This is a genomic window from Paenibacillus sp. OV219 (assembly GCF_900110075.1).
Taxonomy (GTDB): Bacteria; Bacillota; Bacilli; order Paenibacillales; family Paenibacillaceae; genus Paenibacillus_Z.
Genome location: NZ_FOCJ01000002.1, coordinates 334530 through 350519, shown reverse-complemented (window position 1 = coordinate 350519; position 15990 = coordinate 334530). Strand labels below are relative to the sequence as shown.

The window sequence follows — 15990 nt, the reverse complement described above, 5'->3', positions numbered from 1 at the left end:
TCATTCTCACAATATTAGCTCTGAATCAGCCGCTGCCAGCACACGCTCTAGGCGCATTGCATATATTGCTGTGGATATGAAACGAATGCGAGGAGATAACATGAAATCAATTTCTGTGGCGGCTTGGCCTTCCGTACTAAGCGACCCAAGCGGCCAGCGCGAGCTGTCCAGCCTTAACGCTCTCGAGCGCGGCAAAACGATGGTCATTGACAAAGGGCTCGGACGCCATGCGTTCTCCGATCTTCTTGAAACATCAGCAAGCTATATGGATTGCATTAAATTCGGGTTTGGCACTGCACCGCTCTATCCGACCGATCTTCTTCTGAGCAAAATCGAACAAGCGAAGCGCTGCGGCCTAACCGTCATGCCAGGAGGTACACTGCTGGAGTCCGCTGTGCAGCAGGATGTTGTGCCTGCGTTCTTCCGCACGATCTGCCGGCTTGGCTTTAACGGAATCGAAGTGTCTGACGGTACGATTGAGCTTAGCCGCAAGCTGCGCACCGAGCTCATTCAAGAAGGGGTTAAGAACGGTCTTCGCGTCGTTTCTGAATACGGGAAGAAGTTGACTGGTTCGCTTGTAGATGTGCAGGAGCTCGTGGTTACTGCCGAGGCTGACTGGCATGCGGGATCTGAGATGGTCACGATTGAAGCAAGGGAATCCGGAGTTGGCGTAGGGCTCTTTGATGCGAATGGAAACTGCGCGCAAAGCGTGCTGGAAACTGTGAGCCGCTCCCTCGGAGGGGATATCCGCCGCATCATGTGGGAAACGCCGCTGAAGCAACAGCAGGTGCTGCTGCTGCAAACCTTCGGCTCCGATGTTCACCTCGGCAACATTCAACCAGGCGAAGTATTTTCGCTCGAAACGATGCGGCGAGGGCTGCGCTCAGACACTTTCTGCTTCGGTGTACATGTTGAACCATTTGTTTATATGATTTGATTTGGCTGGCCGTGGTGGACCAGTCCTTGTAGGAAGGAAGCGTTAATTGTATGCAAATTGAAGTCATCTCCAACGTAAATGAAGCGCAGTCCGAGCGTTTCGCCCATCGGACGGCAATCGTTATTGACGTGCTCCGCGCGACAAGCACGATTGTCGCTGCGCTTGCTTCTGGCGCTGCAGGGATCGTACCTGTCGAGACCGTGCTGGAAGCAAGAGCGCTTCTATGCGATGGACAGTTGCTGGCGGGAGAGCGATTCTGCCGCAAAATCCCCGGGTTCCATCTCGGCAATTCCCCCGAGGAGTTTACCGCCGAAGCCGTACGCGGCCGCCGGGTCGTCCTAACGACGACGAACGGTACGCGGGCACTGCACAAAGCGATGCGTGCCGACCATGTGCTGGCCGGATCACTGAACAATGCGGCGGCATGTGCGCGTACAGCGCTCGAGCTGCGCCGTGATCTGGTGCTGCTGTGCGCCGGCAGCCATGATGAATTTGCGCTGGAGGATGGCGTATGTGCGGGTCTGATCATCAGCGAGCTCCAGGGCATGTGCGCGTCTCCACTTGAGATGAATGATCTCGGTGCGGCTATGCTAGGACTCTATCGGAATAAAGCTGATAACCTGTATGACCTGATATCGGGTAGCGTAACGGGAAAAAGATTAATTAAATACGGCAGCGGCCGAGACGTTGAACGGTGTAGCTTAGTCAACTGCAGCATGATTGTGCCGCGCATGCAAGGCGACATGCTCGTGCATGGCTGATTCTGATCAGACGAGGCAGCATCCTCGTACAAGGTCGAAGTGACATATCGGGAAGGCTTGTTCCATACACTGGAAGTATGGACGCTCTATGCTTATTTGCGGGGCGGCGACAACGATTGGAGGAGTCGGGCAAGTATGAGTGGGGAAGTCGTATTAGTTGTATTGATTATTGTAGGCTTAGTTGGAAGATCGCCGATTATTTCCACAGCGGCATGTGTGCTCTTGATCGTGAAGCTCATTCATCTCCAGCGCTTCTTGCCCACGATAGAGCGCAGAGGGCTGGAACTCGGACTTCTGTTCCTCACCTTCAGCGTGCTCGTACCCTTCGCATCTGAGCGCATTAGCTCCAAAGATATGCTCAGCGTCGTAACATCCTGGCCCGGTATCCTCGCATTGACTGGAGGCGCCATCGCCACCTACGTCAACGGCAAAGGGCTCGAGATGCTCCGGCTCGACCCGCAGCTTATCGTCGGTCTCGTCGTCGGCTCGATCTTCGGCATTGTGTTTCTGCGCGGCATCCCCGTCGGCCCCTTAATGGCCGCCGGCATCACCGCAATCTTGTTCAAGCTGTTCTCCTTAATCGCGAACCGCTTCTAGCGGTGTAAAGGCTTTAACAAACAAGAAGCTCGCTCGGACGTTCCGAAGAGCTTCTTTTTAGTTTTATATTGACTGAATGTAGATACCTGGGGTACTCTCTTTGACTACATTTACTCCATTTCTCCAAAATCCCCACTACGACATAGTTCCTCACGGAACTTTCCCCCACCACTTCTCACCAAATGTGTTCCTTAACCTTGTTCACCGCAGCCGCAGCCACTCCCCCGCCACAAAATAAAAAAACAGCAGCACCCAAAGGCACTGCTGCTCCCATCTTATAAACCTCTATATTCTAACGGCGATCCTGTGGGCCGCCTACGAAAGCTTGCTCAGCTGTATCAAGGTCGTACGCTGTGTGCAGCGCGCGGACAACATCGTGTGTATGCTCTTCGCTGATTACGACGGAGAGGCGAATTTCGGAAGTCGTTACAAGCTTGATGCTGATGCCTTGCTCATAGATCGCTGCGAACATTTTTGCTGCAACGCCTGGGTTGCTAACCATCCCTGCGCCAACGATGGAAACCTTCACGAGGTTCTCCTCGGAAGTCACTTCACGGTAAGGCACTTCACCACGAATACGCTCTACAACTGCAATGGCTTTATCCTTGTCCGTCAGTGTAACGGTGAACGCGAAGTCCGCTCTACCGTCTTGCGTACCGCTTTGTACAATAATATCGACGTCGACACCGCTCGATGCTAGCGCTCCGAATACTTTTGCAAGAACGCCTGGAATATCCTCGACGCCCAAGATACTAATACGTGCTACATTTTTGTCAAATGCGATACCGCGAACGGCATTTCCTTGTTCCATAACTGCAGTCTCCTTCACACTTGTGCCTTCGTTTTGCGTAAAGCTAGATCGTACAACAAGATTAACATTGTAATTTTTCGCATATTCAACCGCGCGAGGGTGCAGGACAGCTGCGCCAAGATTGGCCAGCTCCAGCATCTCATCGTACGTGATTTCATCCAGCTTGCGCGCGCACTTCACAACACGCGGGTCGGTCGAGTATATGCCGTCTACATCCGTATAGATCTCACACACGTCGGCTTTGAGCGCTGCCGCTAGAGCAACTGCCGTCGTATCGGAACCGCCGCGCCCGAGCGTCGTGATCTCGCCTTCTTCTGTCGCACCTTGGAAACCAGCTACGATTACGGCGAAACCATTGTCCAGCGCTGAGAAAATCCGATCAGGTTGAATGTCAGAAATACGTGCCTTGCCGTGAACCGCTTCCGTTTGAATGCCGGCCTGCCAGCCTGTGAACGACTTGGATTTCAGACCAATTGCATCTATAGCCATCGACAGTAACGCGATCGATATTTGCTCACCAACTGTTAGCAGCATATCCATCTCACGTGCAGGCGGATTGGCGTTAAGCTGTTTAGATTGTTCAATTAAATCGTCTGTCGTATCGCCCATTGCCGAAACGACAACAACGACTTTGTGGCCAGCCTCTTTATAATCGGCGATACGTCTTGCAACGCGCTGCATCCGCTCAGTTGAGCCAACGGAGCTGCCGCCGAATTTCATTACTATCAACGACACTGCTAATCCACTCCCAACGTTGTTCGATCTTAAGTAGAGTATGAAGTACTTTTATAACACAAGATTATAACACAATTGCATGTTTTTGAATATGAACAGACAACAAAAAACCGCGCGGCACTAAGACCGAGCGGTTTCGTCTGGTATTAACTAAGCACGGGAAATGTACTTGCCATCGCGCGTGTCGATGAGAAGAACGTCGCCTTCGTTGATGAACAGCGGAACTTGAACGTTCAGGCCTGTTTCAACCGTTGCTGTCTTCGTTGCACCTTGCGCTGTGTTACCTTTAACGCCTGGCTCTGTTTCTGTTACTTTCAGGTCTACGTTATTAGGCAATTGGATACCGATGATTTCATCGTTGTAGCTCGTGATGTTAACTGTCATGTTTTCTTTCAGGAAGTTGATTTCCCACTCCAGCTGCTTCTTGTCAAGCGTGAACTGGTCGAAACTTTCGTTATCCATGAACGAATACTCAACGCCGGAGTTGTACAGGTATTGTACCGCACGGTTCTCGATGTTCGCTTTGCCGATGTTCTCGCCAGCACGGAATGTTCTTTCAACTGTATTGCCGTTACGCAGGTTTTTCAGCTTCGAACGAACGAAAGCTGCGCCTTTACCTGGTTTAACATGTTGGAAATCAAGAACTGTGAAGATATCGCCGTCTATCTCAACGGTAAGGCCTGTTTTAAAATCATTTACTGAAATCACTGGTATTTCCTCCTGTGGTTAGGTGATTGATGGGTTCCAACTCACCTTGCAATTGGTAATGCGGGGGTAGCAGAGCCGAAGCTCTCACCGCTTTTTTATAAAACTCATTCCAAAATAAACAATGCCTTCGGAGATGAGGTTAATAACGAATTTCCATTCTCGGTAATGACAATGTCATCCTCGATCCGAACGCCGCCGAATCCTGGCAAGTAAATGCCCGGCTCCACCGTAACGGTCATACCCGGTTCAAGCACGCTCGTTCCGCCGACCGACACTCGAGGCGCTTCGTGAATTTCCATCCCGAAGCCATGGCCTGTGCCGTGACCGAACTTGTCACCGTAGCCATACTTCGTAATGATGTCTCGTGCAATTGCATCCGCTTCACGGCCTGTCATGCCAGGTTTTATGCCAGCAAGTGCAGCCATTTGCGCTTCAAGCACGATCTCATAAATTTCGCGGTGCTTGTCTGTCGGCTTGCCTACAACGATCGTTCTTGTCAAATCGGAGCAGTAGCCTTTGAGAAGAGCACCAAAGTCAAGCTTTACAAACTCATTATTGCCAATGATCCGATCGCTTGCAACACCGTGCGGCAGCGCGGAACGCTCACCTGATGCGACAATCGTATCGAACGAAGACGACGTTGCGCCTTTGCCCCGCATGTACATCTCCATCTCAAGCGCAACAGCGCGTTCGCTGATGCCTGGCTTGATGAAGCCAAGGATGTGCTGGAACGTCTCATCCGCAAGCGCGCAAGCTTCACGAATAACGGCAAGCTCTGCTTCATCCTTATACAACCGAAGCTGTTCAATTGCACCCGACACCGGTACGAGCTCGATCGAGCCAAGCGCACCTTTCCAGTCAGAGTAGCTGCTGAATACGACATGATCCTGCTCAAAAGCAAGTTTGCGTACGCCCGCTTGCTCGGCCAGCTCCCTCACGGTCTCAATCCATTTCGGACCGTGCTCCACCACTGAGAAATGCGTCGCTTGCTCCGGCGCTTGCGTCATATAACGGAAGTCCGTAAGCAGCCAGCTGTTTGCAGCCGTGATGAGCAAATAACCTGAAGAACCTGTAAATCCGCTTATGTACCGACGATTAACGGCACTTGTTACGAGAATCGCATCTACCTGCAATGCAGGCAGCTTATCTCGCAATCCGGCTAAACGTTTCTGTGTCAAAAGTATCACCCTTTTTCTTATTACTGCTTCAGTTGATTCACTAGCGCGTGAAGTCCAAGCACATAGCTTTGCGCGCCAAACCCTGCAATCTGTCCGACCGCAACTGGAGCGATGACTGAAACATGACGAAACGCTTCCCGCTTATGAATGTTCGATAAATGCACCTCAACGACAGGAAGGCCGACGCTGCTGATCGCATCGCGAATGGCAATGCTGTAGTGAGTGAACGCTCCGGGGTTCATGACGATTCCGTCCATTTGGCCATAGGCCTCATGAATCCGGTCGATAATAGCCCCTTCGTGATTCGATTGGAAGAACGAAATATCCACACCAAGCGATGCCGCGGTCTCCTGCAGCAACTCCTCAATCGCTTGAAGCGACATTGAACCGTAAACACCAGGCTCACGAATGCCAAGCATGTTTAAATTCGGTCCGTTAAGTACAAGTATTCGAGTCATGGAGAATCCTCCCGGCACATAGATCAATAGACATTCTACCACAAAGACCCACGCTTTGAGAAGTGCTCACCCTCCCGCTCATGTCATCCATTAACTCGCACCAGCCGGCTCTCGCCCTGCCTCATCCGTAAATTCAAAAACGATCGTGTATCCAATGAACAATCCCCACAGCACGAATAGGCAGCATTCGGAAATCAAAGTCTCGTAGCCAATTTTGTTATAAGGCTTCGTCATACTCATCGCAGGCCCAATCGTCATGAAGAGCAGCGCCCACCAGAACAATCCATAGAGGATGCCGGGCCATGGACCGAACAGACGCCCAAGGAGCAGCTTATAGATGAACGTCGCGACAATCGAGAACACAATGAACGCAGCAACCCCGACTAAATGTCCATACCACATTCGCAGGAAAGACTGCTTCAGGAACGGGTCAACAAGAAATCCCGGCATGACCTTCGTAAAGTTTAACGCAAAAAGCAGCCAATGCACCAAGCCCCAGAACAGCCCTGCAAAAAAACCAAGCTTGAAGCAATACGCGGTAGGGTTCGTATGTGTGCTGCCATCGTAATCGTTTTTTGTCCCTTTATGCTGACCGTTCGTCTGTATTTTACGCAAAATAAGTTTCCTCCATTGCCTTATAGTTGTACACTGCTGTAATGGATAGTAGTATGCGCAAACGAGCCGCTCCCAAATCGGCTTGCTTTCGTGAAATGAGGGAATGGATGGCGCTCGCAAATAGCGGCAGAATCAAGTACAATAGAGGTAGTAGGTAGCGTATTCATAGCTATTATCGAACTTATGTCTAACTAAAGGATGGTGATTCGCCCTTGTCTCAAAGCACACAAAATATTTATGGCGGACAAGCCGTCATCGAAGGTGTTATGTTTGCAGGCCGTCACGCGAATGTCACTGCCGTACGGCGCAAAAATAATGAAATTATTTTTTACGAAGTGCCGAGAACGTCAAAGCCTTGGATTCAAAGATTGAAGAAAATTCCGCTTCTCCGCGGCGTAGTCGCTATACTCGAATCGAGCGCGAAGGGCTCGCAGCATTTGAACTTCTCCATGGAATCCTACGCAGAAGACGAGCTTTCGGATCCGAAGGAAGCCGAAACCAGTGCTGCGAAACCGGCTAAAAAAGAAGAAAAAAGCGGCTGGAGCCTCAGTATGATTGTCGGCGTCGCCGTTGCAGGTATATTGTCTTTCGCCTTTGGTAAGATCGTTTTCACACTCGTACCTGCCATTATTGAACAGCTTCTCTTCCAGAACTCCTTCAACAACCGGGTCTTGCACAATCTTATTGAAGGTGTTATCAAAATTTTGTTCTTGCTCTCATATTTATATATTATCTCGTTAACACCGCTTATTAAGCGCCTGTTCCAATATCACGGTGCGGAGCATAAAGTAATAAGCGCCTATGAAGCGGGAGCGGAACTAACCGTCTCTAATGTTCAGAAGTTCACACGACTTCATTACCGCTGCGGTAGTAGCTTTATCGTCTTCTCTGTACTTGTCGGTGTTATCGTCTATTCCTTCTTCCATTGGGATTCGCTCTGGGAACGGATTTACTTGCGCCTTCTGCTCCTCCCAGTCGTTCTAGGCGCATCCTATGAAGCGCTTCGCTTCACGAACGCGCTTCGCGATTTGCCTGTTCTGCGTTTCCTCGGCTATCCGGGCCTGTGGCTCCAGAAGCTGACAACGAAAGAACCTACGGATGACCAAGTGGCTGTATCGATCGCTTCCTTTAACCGGATGCTTGAGCTCGATGGCCAAGTGAGCAAGCCGTAAAGAAACCGTTTCACAATTGAGTCTTAGATTCGGGAAGAAAGGGTGAGAACCATGCCTCGTAAAATGAGCCTGTTGTCCATCGTCATCCTTGTGCTCGTCGTCATCGGCATTGTTTCGCAAACGATCAGCAATCCCTATCAGCTTCTCATTCCAGTTGTTGTGTTCGGCGTGGTTTATCTGCTGTATAAGTTTCCGCCAGGCGGCGTCAGAACGAAAGCGAAGCCGCGTTACAAGACGCAATCCCGCAAAGATCAGCCTGCCAAGAGCAAGCAGCGCAAGAATATGCCTTTCCGCGTTATTGAAGGCGGCAAGGATGACGACAACTTACCTAAGTATCACTAACACACAATTAATAAGGGGCATCCTTCAGCCGTGGCTGAGGGATGCCCCTTTCGTATATTTATAAGTTATCGCTATTCAGCTCGGCATGAACCGACCGGAATTCCTCCAACCGCGCAGGCTCTCTACGGAAGAACTCAACAAGCGTTTCGATGCAAGTGATTGAATCCCAGCTCAAGTGATGTTCAATGCCTTCGACATCTTTATAGATGTTCTCTTCCTGTACACCAATGACAGTAAGAAACGACTCCAGTAAGTGATGGCGTTCCACAAGCCGCTTGCCCATCTTCTTCCCTTTGCCCGTGAGCACTAGCCCCCGATATTTCTCATAGATCAAATAATGATCTTTATCCAACTTCTGAATCATCTTCGTCACTGATGAAGGATGAACCTCAAGCCCTTCTGCTATATCCGAGACACGGGCGTAGCCTTTCTCATCAATCAATTTATAAATCCGTTCCAAATAATCCTCCATACTTGGAGTAGGCATTTGCTCGTTCCTCCATTCACCGTCATCCCGTACGTTAGGATTGTTCGACTAGTGCTAAATTATGCTAACTGACTCTTCACTCTTAGTATTCTACACTGCCTTCTATAGGTGCCGCAACCTGTCCGACTGAACTTTCCATGTTTGATCCTGCCCTTATACCACCAAACTACAGGTATGTCCGATGATCTTAAAGGAGGCAGCTTCCACCTTGAGCACCACCTTGCTTGTTAGGCCTGCGGCTAAGAAATCCGTTCATGAATCGTTCATTCCGGAACTTGTTTATTTTGAGCCCTCCGCACTCGATTATCCGAAAGGGCAGCACATTATGGAATGGGTCAAGTCGCTCGGTATCCCCTACCGGATGACAACCTCCCATAACCGAATAACGAACCTGCCAGGCGAATCCGAGCTGGAGCAGTACAAGATCGCTAAGCGTACACTTGTTGTCGGCATCCGCAAAACGTTGAAGTTCGATACTTCCAAGCCATCGGCGGAATATGCCATTCCAATCGCAACGGGCTGTATGGGCCACTGCCACTATTGCTACTTGCAGACTACCCTTGGTGCAAAGCCTTATATTCGGGTGTATGTCAATACAGATGAAATCATGCACGCTGCAAAAGGTTACATCGACGAGCGTATACCGGAGATCACAAGGTTCGAAGCCGCCTGTACCTCCGATCCAGTCGGGCTTGAGCCGATAACCGGCAGCTTGCGGGAGCTGATCACGTTCATGGCGGATCAAGAATACGGCCGTCTGCGGTTCGTGACAAAGTTTCATTATGTCGATTCGCTGCTTGATATCCAGCATAACGGCCATACCCGTGTGCGGTTTAGCGTGAATGCCAAGTATGTGATCAAGAACTTCGAGCCGTCTACATCACGCTTCGAGGACCGCATTGAAGCTGCCGCCAAGATTGCCCGAGCTGGCTATCCGCTCGGTTTTATTATCGCGCCGATCATCTGGCACGAAGGCTGGCAGGAGGGCTATGCCGAGCTGCTCTCCTCATTGGCGGCGTCCTTGCCGAAGGACGCGTCATCTGGTCTTACGTTCGAGCTCATCCAGCATCGCTTCACGAAGACAGCGAAGAACGTCATCGAGAAGCGCTACCCCCGAACGAAGCTTGAGATGGACATTGAGAAGCGCAAGTACAAGTGGGGCCGCTGGGGACAGGGCAAATACGTCTACCCTGATGAACAAGCAGAAGCGCTCCGGATGTTTATCTCGGAGCGCATCTTTGAGCATTTTGAGGATGCGACTATCGAATACTTCACTTAGAGACTCCATTTAAGAGTTCAAGGGCAATCGCTGCTGAAAAAGTTGTGCCTGCGGCCGCTGTTGATTGCGTGTCCTTTGTGATGAGACTTTAAGGATAGGACACCCCATCAAAGGCGGCACGTAAACTCTCCGGCTACAAGCTTTTTCATGCGCTCATTATTGAATAAGTTCCGTCAACATCAAAACCACTAAAATTTTAACCACTCTGGAGTAATCGAATTCAGCCAAATGGTGATTTGCGTCATCTGGTCGGTGAACAGAAGAATGCCCATGATTAGCATGCCTGCGCCACCGACTTTCATCATAATGCTGGAATAGCGGACGATCCATCTCGTGGAGCCGATGAAGAAGGCGAGTACGAAGAATGGGATAGCAAAGCCAAGCGCGTATGCCGTCGTCAGCTCAAACCATGTGCCCGGCTCCGATGCTGCCATGAGCAGAATGCTCGCCAGAATCGGGCCGGTACATGGCGACCAGCCTGCCGAGAAGCCGATACCGAAGATGAAGGAAGCGAGATAGCCTGAGCGCTTGAGCTTCAGCGGCATTTTCAGCTCCCGAAGTAGAATCTTAGGTTGAATGAGCCCCATAAGGATGAAGCCCATAAGAATGATTAGGACAGCGGACAATTGCCGAATCAAATCCTGATACTGCGAGAAGAGCTCTGCGAATGCATTCGTTCCATAGCCAAGCGTGTAATATACGATGGAGAAACCAAGAATAAAGAACAGCGTATGGCTCATCGTCCGCATCCGCACTTCGCGGCCCGGATGCTCGCTCTTCAAATCACTGACAGAGACGCCTGTTATGTAGGACAAGTAGGATGGATAGAGCGGCAAGCAGCAAGGGGAAATGAATGAAGCGATTCCCGCACCGAACGCAGCCCATACCGTTACATCAGACATGATGTCACCTTCACTTTCAACCTGCGCTAAGTCTCCGGCGAACCGAAAGCAGCAGCAGTAATATTACAATTAAGAGCATGACGATTGTTCCGCCTGGCGCCAAGTTCCATACACCTGCAGCCAAAAGGCCGGCAACAACAGCAAGCTCCGCTATGACGACAACAGTAACGACAGACTGCCTGAAGCTCCTTGCGATAACAAGGCTGCATGCGGCAGGTATTGTAAGCAGCGCGGACACAAGGAGCGCACCTACGATTTTGATAGAGACACTAATAACAAGTGCTGTAAGCACACTAATCATAAAGTTAAAGAAACGTGTTGGCAAGCCGCTCACAGCTGCGGCATCTTCGTCGAACGTAAGCAGAAACAGCTCTTTGGCATGCAAGCCTACCGATAGCAATACGACAACTGTCACGATCCCGATCAACACCAAATCCGTTGTATCCAGCGTATAGATACTGCCGAACAAATAACCGCTTACGCTCACGTTAAAGCCCTTCCCCATCGTGAACAGAAGCGAAGCAAGCGCAACGCCGCCTGACATAATGATAGCGATAGAAAGCTCAGCGTACGACTTATACGCCTTACGCAGCTTCTCTATTGCAAACGTCGCCGCGAGCGCGAAGATGAGGCCAACCGCGACCGGATATACGCCGATCAGGAAGCCAAGCGCCACGCCTGCAATGGATACATGCGCAAGCGTATCGCCAATCATCGAAAGTCTTCGCAAGACAAGAAACAGCCCCATGAGCGGAGCCGTAATTCCAATCAGAACGCCGCCTATGAGCGCCCTTTGAAAAAATTCCGTCGTTATAATATCCAATCTCTATACGCCTACTTTCCCTCGCTCCATCGTATGGCGCAGCTCTCGTAAGCTGTGCGATATATTCGTCTCCACGCAATCTTCCAGATCATGCGAGTGCTTCACATAAAACTTGATTTTGCCGGCTTCCTGCTTCGGCTGCTCACCTAAGTAAGATCGGATCATCTCCATGTCATGCGATACCATCAGAAACGTAATATTATGATGCTGATGCATATGCTTGATGAGATGGAAGAAGCCTTCTTGCGTCTCGCTGTCGATGCCAACGGTCGGCTCATCGAGAATGAGCAGCGCCGGATTGTTGATAAGCGCCCGAGCGAGAAAAGCTCGCTGTTGCTGCCCGCCCGACAATTCACCGATCCGCTTGCCTGCTAAATCCTCGATCTTCATCGCGTGAAGCGCCTCGTCGCACTTGATGCTGTCGGCCTTCGTCACGCGCTTGAACAGCTTGTTGCGGCTGAATAGCCCAGAGATGACTACCTCGCGAACGGTGGCTGGAAACAAGGGATTAAACGAGTTTTTCTGTGGGACGTACCCGATCAAATTCCAATTGCGGAATTGTTGAATCGGTTCGCCGAAAAGCTTAACCGTGCCGCTGGTCGGCGCAAGCAAGCCTACGATCATACGAAGCAGCGTCGTTTTACCTGCACCGTTCGAGCCAATCAACCCGACAAAGTCCCGCTCCAGCGCCGTGAAATTGATGTGATTGATGACCGGCTTCTGATTATAGGCAAATGATACATTCTCAAGCTCGATGATCGGCCGGTGACAGATCAAGGAAGTGGAATCATGCTGAGGTTTGTGGAGCATCCGTTTTTCCTTCTTTCTATTGTAAGGCTTGGACTAGATTTTGCAAATTCGCCTTCATGAGAGAGAAGTAGTCTTCACCCTTCTTCTCCTGCTCCGGCGTTAACCCTTCAAGCGGGTTCAACACCATCGTGCTCACGTTAGCTTCATTCGCAAGCGTCTTCGCAAGTTCATCGGAAACAAGCTCTTCGAAGAAAATAAATTTGATGCCATTATCCTTCACGAACTTCGTAATGCGGAGCAAATCTTGCGCTTTCGGCTCTGCATCAGGCGACAAACCCATTATAGCCACTTGCTTCAGTCCATAGTCCCTTGCGAGATAACCGAACGCCTGATGGGACGTTACGATATCCTTGCGTGGCGTCTTCGAGAGGGCATCCGTATATTCCCGGTCTAATTCTTTAAGACGCTGCTCTAGCTTGTCGTAGTTAGCCGTGTAAGCAACTTTATGAGCAGGATCAGCCTTTACGAAGTTCTTCTGTACCGTGTTCGCCATAACAAGCATCGACTTCGGGCTTACCCACGTGTGCGGATCAACATGCTTCGCATCCGTAGCGTCATTATCTTCTTCTGGACTGCCGGAAATCTTCGTGATGCCCTCACTTGCCTCAACCGTAATCAGCTTTGAATCCGTAGGCAATCCTTCTAGAAAATCGTCAACCCAGCCTTCAAGCCCCGCTCCGTTATACAAGAACAGCTGCGCTTTCGCGGCAGTATCCAGGTCGCGGCTCTTCGGACTCCAATCATGCGGTTCTACACCAGCGGGGATCATATTAATGACATTCGCACTCTCTCCGCCAATCTGCTGAGCTAGAAAATACAGCGGATAGAAGCTTGTGACGACGTTCGTTTTGCCCTCGATGAGCTTGCCTGTGCTGGAAGACGCGCATCCGGCGAGGATAAGAATGAAAAAAGCCAGCATCGCGGCTGACAGGACGAATTTGCCTATGAAACGTTGAATAAACATGAACCTTAGCACCTCTATCTATCATATTCATAATCGTAAACATTACAATTAGATTATATAGACTGCAAAATATAGTGTCAATATGAAACCGCCGGAGCATTAAGCCCCGGCGGCGTACGTTCATGCTTATTTCACAATTGCGCCATTCGGCATATCTTCAGGCACAGTTGCTAGCGTCAGTTGATCACCATGCGATGCGGCAAGGATCATACCTTGCGACATTTCGCCGCGCAGCTTCACTGGCTTGAGGTTCACCACGCAGATAACTTTGCGTCCGACAAGCTGCTCCGGCGTGTAGAACTTCGCGATGCCGGAAACGACTTGGCGCTGCTCAAAGCCGAGGTCAAGCTGCAGCTTCAGCAGCTTGTCGGCCTTCGGAATCGGCTCCGCCGCTAGCACTTGCGCTACGCGTAGCTCCACCTTCATAAACTCGTCGATGGAGATTTCCTCCTTCGACTCGGGAGCTGTTGGAGCTGCAGGAGCATCCACAGCCGCAGCTGCTGCATTAGCCGCTGGCGCTACCGCCGCTTGCTCCGCTGCAGGTGCTGCAGCCTCTGCCGCTTCAGCCGCAGCCGCTGCGCCGCCGCCCATTGAGACTGCGATGAACTCCGTCTCTACCGCGACGTCAAGACGCGGGAAGATCGGATCGCCCTTCGTCACCTTCGTGCCGCCAGGCAGCTGGCCGAACTGCTTCGTGCTCTCCCAAGCTGTTAGCGCGCCTTCTTCTATGCCAAGCTGCTTCCGGATCTTCAGCGGCGCATTTGTTAAGAATGGCTGCAGCAGAATGGAGATGATGCGAAGCGATTCTGCCAGATGGTGCATAACGGAAGCAAGCTCGCCGCGTTTCTCTTCGCTCTTCGCAAGCGTCCAAGGCTGCGTCTCATCAATATATTTGTTCGTGCGGCTTACAAGCTGCCAGATGCCAGTGAGCGCTACGGAGAATTCCATCTTCTCCATCGCCGCTTCCACTTGCTCGATAGTGCTTGTTGCCAGCGTTGACAACGTCTCGTCGAACGGCGTGACATTGCCGTCATACGCCGGAATGTCTCCGCCGAAATACTTGTCGATCATTGCAACGGTACGGTTCAACAGGTTGCCGAGGTCGTTCGCCAGATCGAAGTTGATCCGCTCTACGAAGTTCTCAGGCGTGAACGTGCCGTCTGCGCCGAATGGCACCTCGCGAAGCAAGTAATAGCGCAGTGCATCGAGTCCGTAACGGTCGATCAGCGTAACGGGATCAACAACGTTGCCCTTCGACTTGGACATCTTGCCATCCTTCATGAGCAGCCAGCCATGCGCGAATACTTTCTTCGGCAGCGGCAGATCAAGCGCCATCAACATGATCGGCCAGTAGATCGTATGGAAGCGGACAATTTCTTTGCCGACCAGATGAACGTCAGCTGGCCAGAATTGATCGTATTTGCTCGAATCGCTCGAACCGTAGCCAAGCGCTGTAATGTAATTCGACAACGCGTCGATCCATACATATACCACATGCTTCGGATCTCCCTTTACCTTCACGCCCCAATCGAACGTCGTACGGGAAACAGCAAGATCCTCAAGACCCGGCTTGATGAAGTTGTTGATCATCTCGTTCTTGCGGGATTCCGGCTGGATAAACTCCGGGTTCTCTTCGTAGAACTGCAACAGGCGATCAGCATATTTACTCATCCGGAAGAAGTAGCTCTCTTCCTTCACCAGCTCAACTTGGCGACCACAATCCGGACAGTTGCCGTTCACGAGCTGGCGCTCCAGGAAGAACGATTCACAAGGCGTACAGTACAAGCCCTCGTAGTTTCCTTTATAGATGTCCCCTTGCTGAAGCAGCTGGTCGAAGATTTGCTCAACGACTTCTTTATGGCGGGGCTCCGTCGTGCGGATGAAATCATCGTTCGAAATATCGAGTTTCTTCCACAGCTCCTTGATTCCGTCAACGATATCGTCAACGAATTGCTGCGGCGTTTGCCCTTTCTCTTGCGCCTTGCGCTCGATCTTCTGACCGTGCTCATCGGTACCAGTCAAATACCATACATCATAGCCGCGCAGACGCTTGTAACGCGCCATTGCATCACCGGCAACTGTCGTATACGCATGGCCGATATGGAGCTTATCGCTTGGATAATAGATCGGCGTCGTAATATAAAAGGTTGGTTTTTTCTCGCTCATTGGTCATTTCTCCTTATTATTTCTCTGTAAAAAAACAAAAAAAGCCTCATCCTCATATGGGACGAAAGCTTGTCGCTTACGCGGTACCACCCAATTTCCTCTCCCGAGAGCAGCGAACCATTAAATAGGTAAGCGTCTCAAGAAAGCTTCATTAGGTCCATCCGAATATACGGATGAACGTTACGACCATTAACGAGGTCAGCCGCCGCACCCTTGCATCAGCCTTTGAACAACTGAATGCTCGA

The 15990-nt window shown here is 50.8% G+C and carries 17 protein-coding genes; 6 read left to right on the top strand and 11 right to left on the bottom strand.

What is annotated here, in order from left to right; translation table 11 throughout:
• The first annotated feature begins 100 nt into the window (after window positions 1-100).
• The 3 genes from BMY11_RS07395 to BMY11_RS07385 all read left to right on the top strand — a co-directional run bounded on the left by BMY11_RS07395 (window position 101) and on the right by BMY11_RS07385 (window position 2295).
• Window positions 101-937: a phosphosulfolactate synthase gene (locus BMY11_RS07395; RefSeq protein ID WP_090573838.1), complete on the top strand. Its 837-nt coding sequence runs from the start codon at window positions 101-103 to the stop codon at window positions 935-937.
• A 50-nt stretch (window positions 938-987) separates the two neighbouring features.
• A complete protein-coding gene (locus BMY11_RS07390) occupies window positions 988-1698 on the top strand; it encodes a 2-phosphosulfolactate phosphatase (protein WP_090573837.1) in 711 nt (236 codons plus the stop codon).
• 135 nt (window positions 1699-1833) lie between these two features.
• On the top strand, window positions 1834-2295 hold the full coding sequence (locus BMY11_RS07385) for a DUF441 domain-containing protein (protein WP_090573836.1): 462 nt from the start codon (window positions 1834-1836) through the stop codon (window positions 2293-2295).
• Between the two features lie 292 nt (window positions 2296-2587).
• Here BMY11_RS07385 and BMY11_RS07380 read toward each other — a convergent pair whose 3' ends face one another.
• The 5 genes from BMY11_RS07380 to BMY11_RS07360 form a co-directional block, all read right to left on the bottom strand.
• Window positions 2588-3841: an aspartate kinase gene (locus tag BMY11_RS07380; protein WP_090573835.1), complete on the bottom strand. Its 1254-nt coding sequence runs from the start codon at window positions 3839-3841 to the stop codon at window positions 2588-2590.
• Between the two features lie 150 nt (window positions 3842-3991).
• Window positions 3992-4549: an elongation factor P gene (gene efp, locus BMY11_RS07375; protein WP_090573834.1), complete on the bottom strand. Its 558-nt coding sequence runs from the start codon at window positions 4547-4549 to the stop codon at window positions 3992-3994.
• Between the two features lie 104 nt (window positions 4550-4653).
• Complete coding sequence (locus tag BMY11_RS07370; RefSeq protein ID WP_090573833.1) at window positions 4654-5727, bottom strand: M24 family metallopeptidase; 1074 nt, start codon at window positions 5725-5727, stop codon at window positions 4654-4656.
• Window positions 5728-5747: 20 nt separating this feature from the next.
• The gene (gene aroQ / locus BMY11_RS07365; protein WP_090573832.1) at window positions 5748-6185 is read right to left on the bottom strand and encodes a type II 3-dehydroquinate dehydratase; all 438 of its coding nucleotides are present in this window, start codon (window positions 6183-6185) and stop codon (window positions 5748-5750) included.
• Between the two features lie 90 nt (window positions 6186-6275).
• Window positions 6276-6800 carry a YqhR family membrane protein gene (locus tag BMY11_RS07360; protein WP_256217350.1) on the bottom strand — a complete coding sequence of 175 codons (525 nt, stop codon included), beginning with the start codon at window positions 6798-6800 and terminating at the stop codon, window positions 6276-6278.
• Window positions 6801-7066: 266 nt separating this feature from the next.
• Between BMY11_RS07360 and BMY11_RS07355 the strand changes: the two genes are divergently transcribed.
• Window positions 7067-7972, top strand: coding sequence for a DUF1385 domain-containing protein (locus BMY11_RS07355; RefSeq protein WP_177182576.1), 906 nt, complete (start codon window positions 7067-7069; stop codon window positions 7970-7972).
• A 51-nt stretch (window positions 7973-8023) separates the two neighbouring features.
• Window positions 8024-8314: a hypothetical protein gene (locus BMY11_RS07350; protein WP_090573830.1), complete on the top strand. Its 291-nt coding sequence runs from the start codon at window positions 8024-8026 to the stop codon at window positions 8312-8314.
• 58 nt (window positions 8315-8372) lie between these two features.
• On the opposite strand, the gene mntR is transcribed toward BMY11_RS07350, so the two are convergent.
• Entirely contained in the window at window positions 8373-8801 is a 429-nt protein-coding gene (gene mntR / locus BMY11_RS07345; protein WP_090573829.1) for a transcriptional regulator MntR, read from the bottom strand.
• A 208-nt stretch (window positions 8802-9009) separates the two neighbouring features.
• Between mntR and splB the strand changes: the two genes are divergently transcribed.
• A complete protein-coding gene (gene splB, locus BMY11_RS07340) occupies window positions 9010-10080 on the top strand; it encodes a spore photoproduct lyase (protein ID WP_256217349.1) in 1071 nt (356 codons plus the stop codon).
• Between the two features lie 188 nt (window positions 10081-10268).
• Here the strand turns inward: splB and BMY11_RS07335 are convergent, their stop codons facing one another.
• The 5 genes from BMY11_RS07335 to metG form a co-directional block, all read right to left on the bottom strand.
• Window positions 10269-10982: a cytochrome c biogenesis CcdA family protein gene (locus BMY11_RS07335; RefSeq protein ID WP_090573827.1), complete on the bottom strand. Its 714-nt coding sequence runs from the start codon at window positions 10980-10982 to the stop codon at window positions 10269-10271.
• A 16-nt stretch (window positions 10983-10998) separates the two neighbouring features.
• Window positions 10999-11805, bottom strand: a complete 807-nt coding sequence (locus tag BMY11_RS07330) for a metal ABC transporter permease (RefSeq protein ID WP_090573826.1) — start codon at window positions 11803-11805, stop codon at window positions 10999-11001.
• A gap of 3 nt (window positions 11806-11808) precedes the next feature.
• A complete protein-coding gene (locus BMY11_RS07325; RefSeq protein WP_090573825.1) occupies window positions 11809-12615 on the bottom strand; it encodes a metal ABC transporter ATP-binding protein in 807 nt (268 codons plus the stop codon).
• Between the two features lie 16 nt (window positions 12616-12631).
• On the bottom strand, window positions 12632-13579 hold the full coding sequence (locus BMY11_RS07320; RefSeq protein ID WP_090573824.1) for a metal ABC transporter substrate-binding protein: 948 nt from the start codon (window positions 13577-13579) through the stop codon (window positions 12632-12634).
• A gap of 126 nt (window positions 13580-13705) precedes the next feature.
• Complete coding sequence (gene metG, locus BMY11_RS07315; protein WP_090573823.1) at window positions 13706-15745, bottom strand: methionine--tRNA ligase; 2040 nt, start codon at window positions 15743-15745, stop codon at window positions 13706-13708.
• Between the last annotated feature and the right edge of the window lie 245 nt (window positions 15746-15990).

What these genes read in the sequence shown, in the direction of transcription:
- BMY11_RS07395 (WP_090573838.1), top strand. Translation starts at nt 101, where the DNA reads ATGAAATCAATTTCTGTGGCGGCTTGGCCTTCCGTACTAAGCGACCCA.
- BMY11_RS07390 (WP_090573837.1), top strand. Translation starts at nt 988, where the DNA reads ATGCAAATTGAAGTCATCTCCAACGTAAATGAAGCGCAGTCCGAGCGT.
- BMY11_RS07385 (WP_090573836.1), top strand. Translation starts at nt 1,834, where the DNA reads ATGAGTGGGGAAGTCGTATTAGTTGTATTGATTATTGTAGGCTTAGTT.
- aroQ (WP_090573832.1), bottom strand. Translation starts at nt 6,185, where the DNA reads ATGACTCGAATACTTGTACTTAACGGACCGAATTTAAACATGCTTGGC.
- BMY11_RS07355 (WP_177182576.1), top strand. Translation starts at nt 7,067, where the DNA reads ATGTTTGCAGGCCGTCACGCGAATGTCACTGCCGTACGGCGCAAAAAT.
- BMY11_RS07350 (WP_090573830.1), top strand. Translation starts at nt 8,024, where the DNA reads ATGCCTCGTAAAATGAGCCTGTTGTCCATCGTCATCCTTGTGCTCGTC.
- mntR (WP_090573829.1), bottom strand. Translation starts at nt 8,801, where the DNA reads ATGCCTACTCCAAGTATGGAGGATTATTTGGAACGGATTTATAAATTG.
- BMY11_RS07335 (WP_090573827.1), bottom strand. Translation starts at nt 10,982, where the DNA reads ATGTCTGATGTAACGGTATGGGCTGCGTTCGGTGCGGGAATCGCTTCA.
- BMY11_RS07325 (WP_090573825.1), bottom strand. Translation starts at nt 12,615, where the DNA reads ATGCTCCACAAACCTCAGCATGATTCCACTTCCTTGATCTGTCACCGG.
- BMY11_RS07320 (WP_090573824.1), bottom strand. Translation starts at nt 13,579, where the DNA reads ATGTTTATTCAACGTTTCATAGGCAAATTCGTCCTGTCAGCCGCGATG.
- metG (WP_090573823.1), bottom strand. Translation starts at nt 15,745, where the DNA reads ATGAGCGAGAAAAAACCAACCTTTTATATTACGACGCCGATCTATTAT.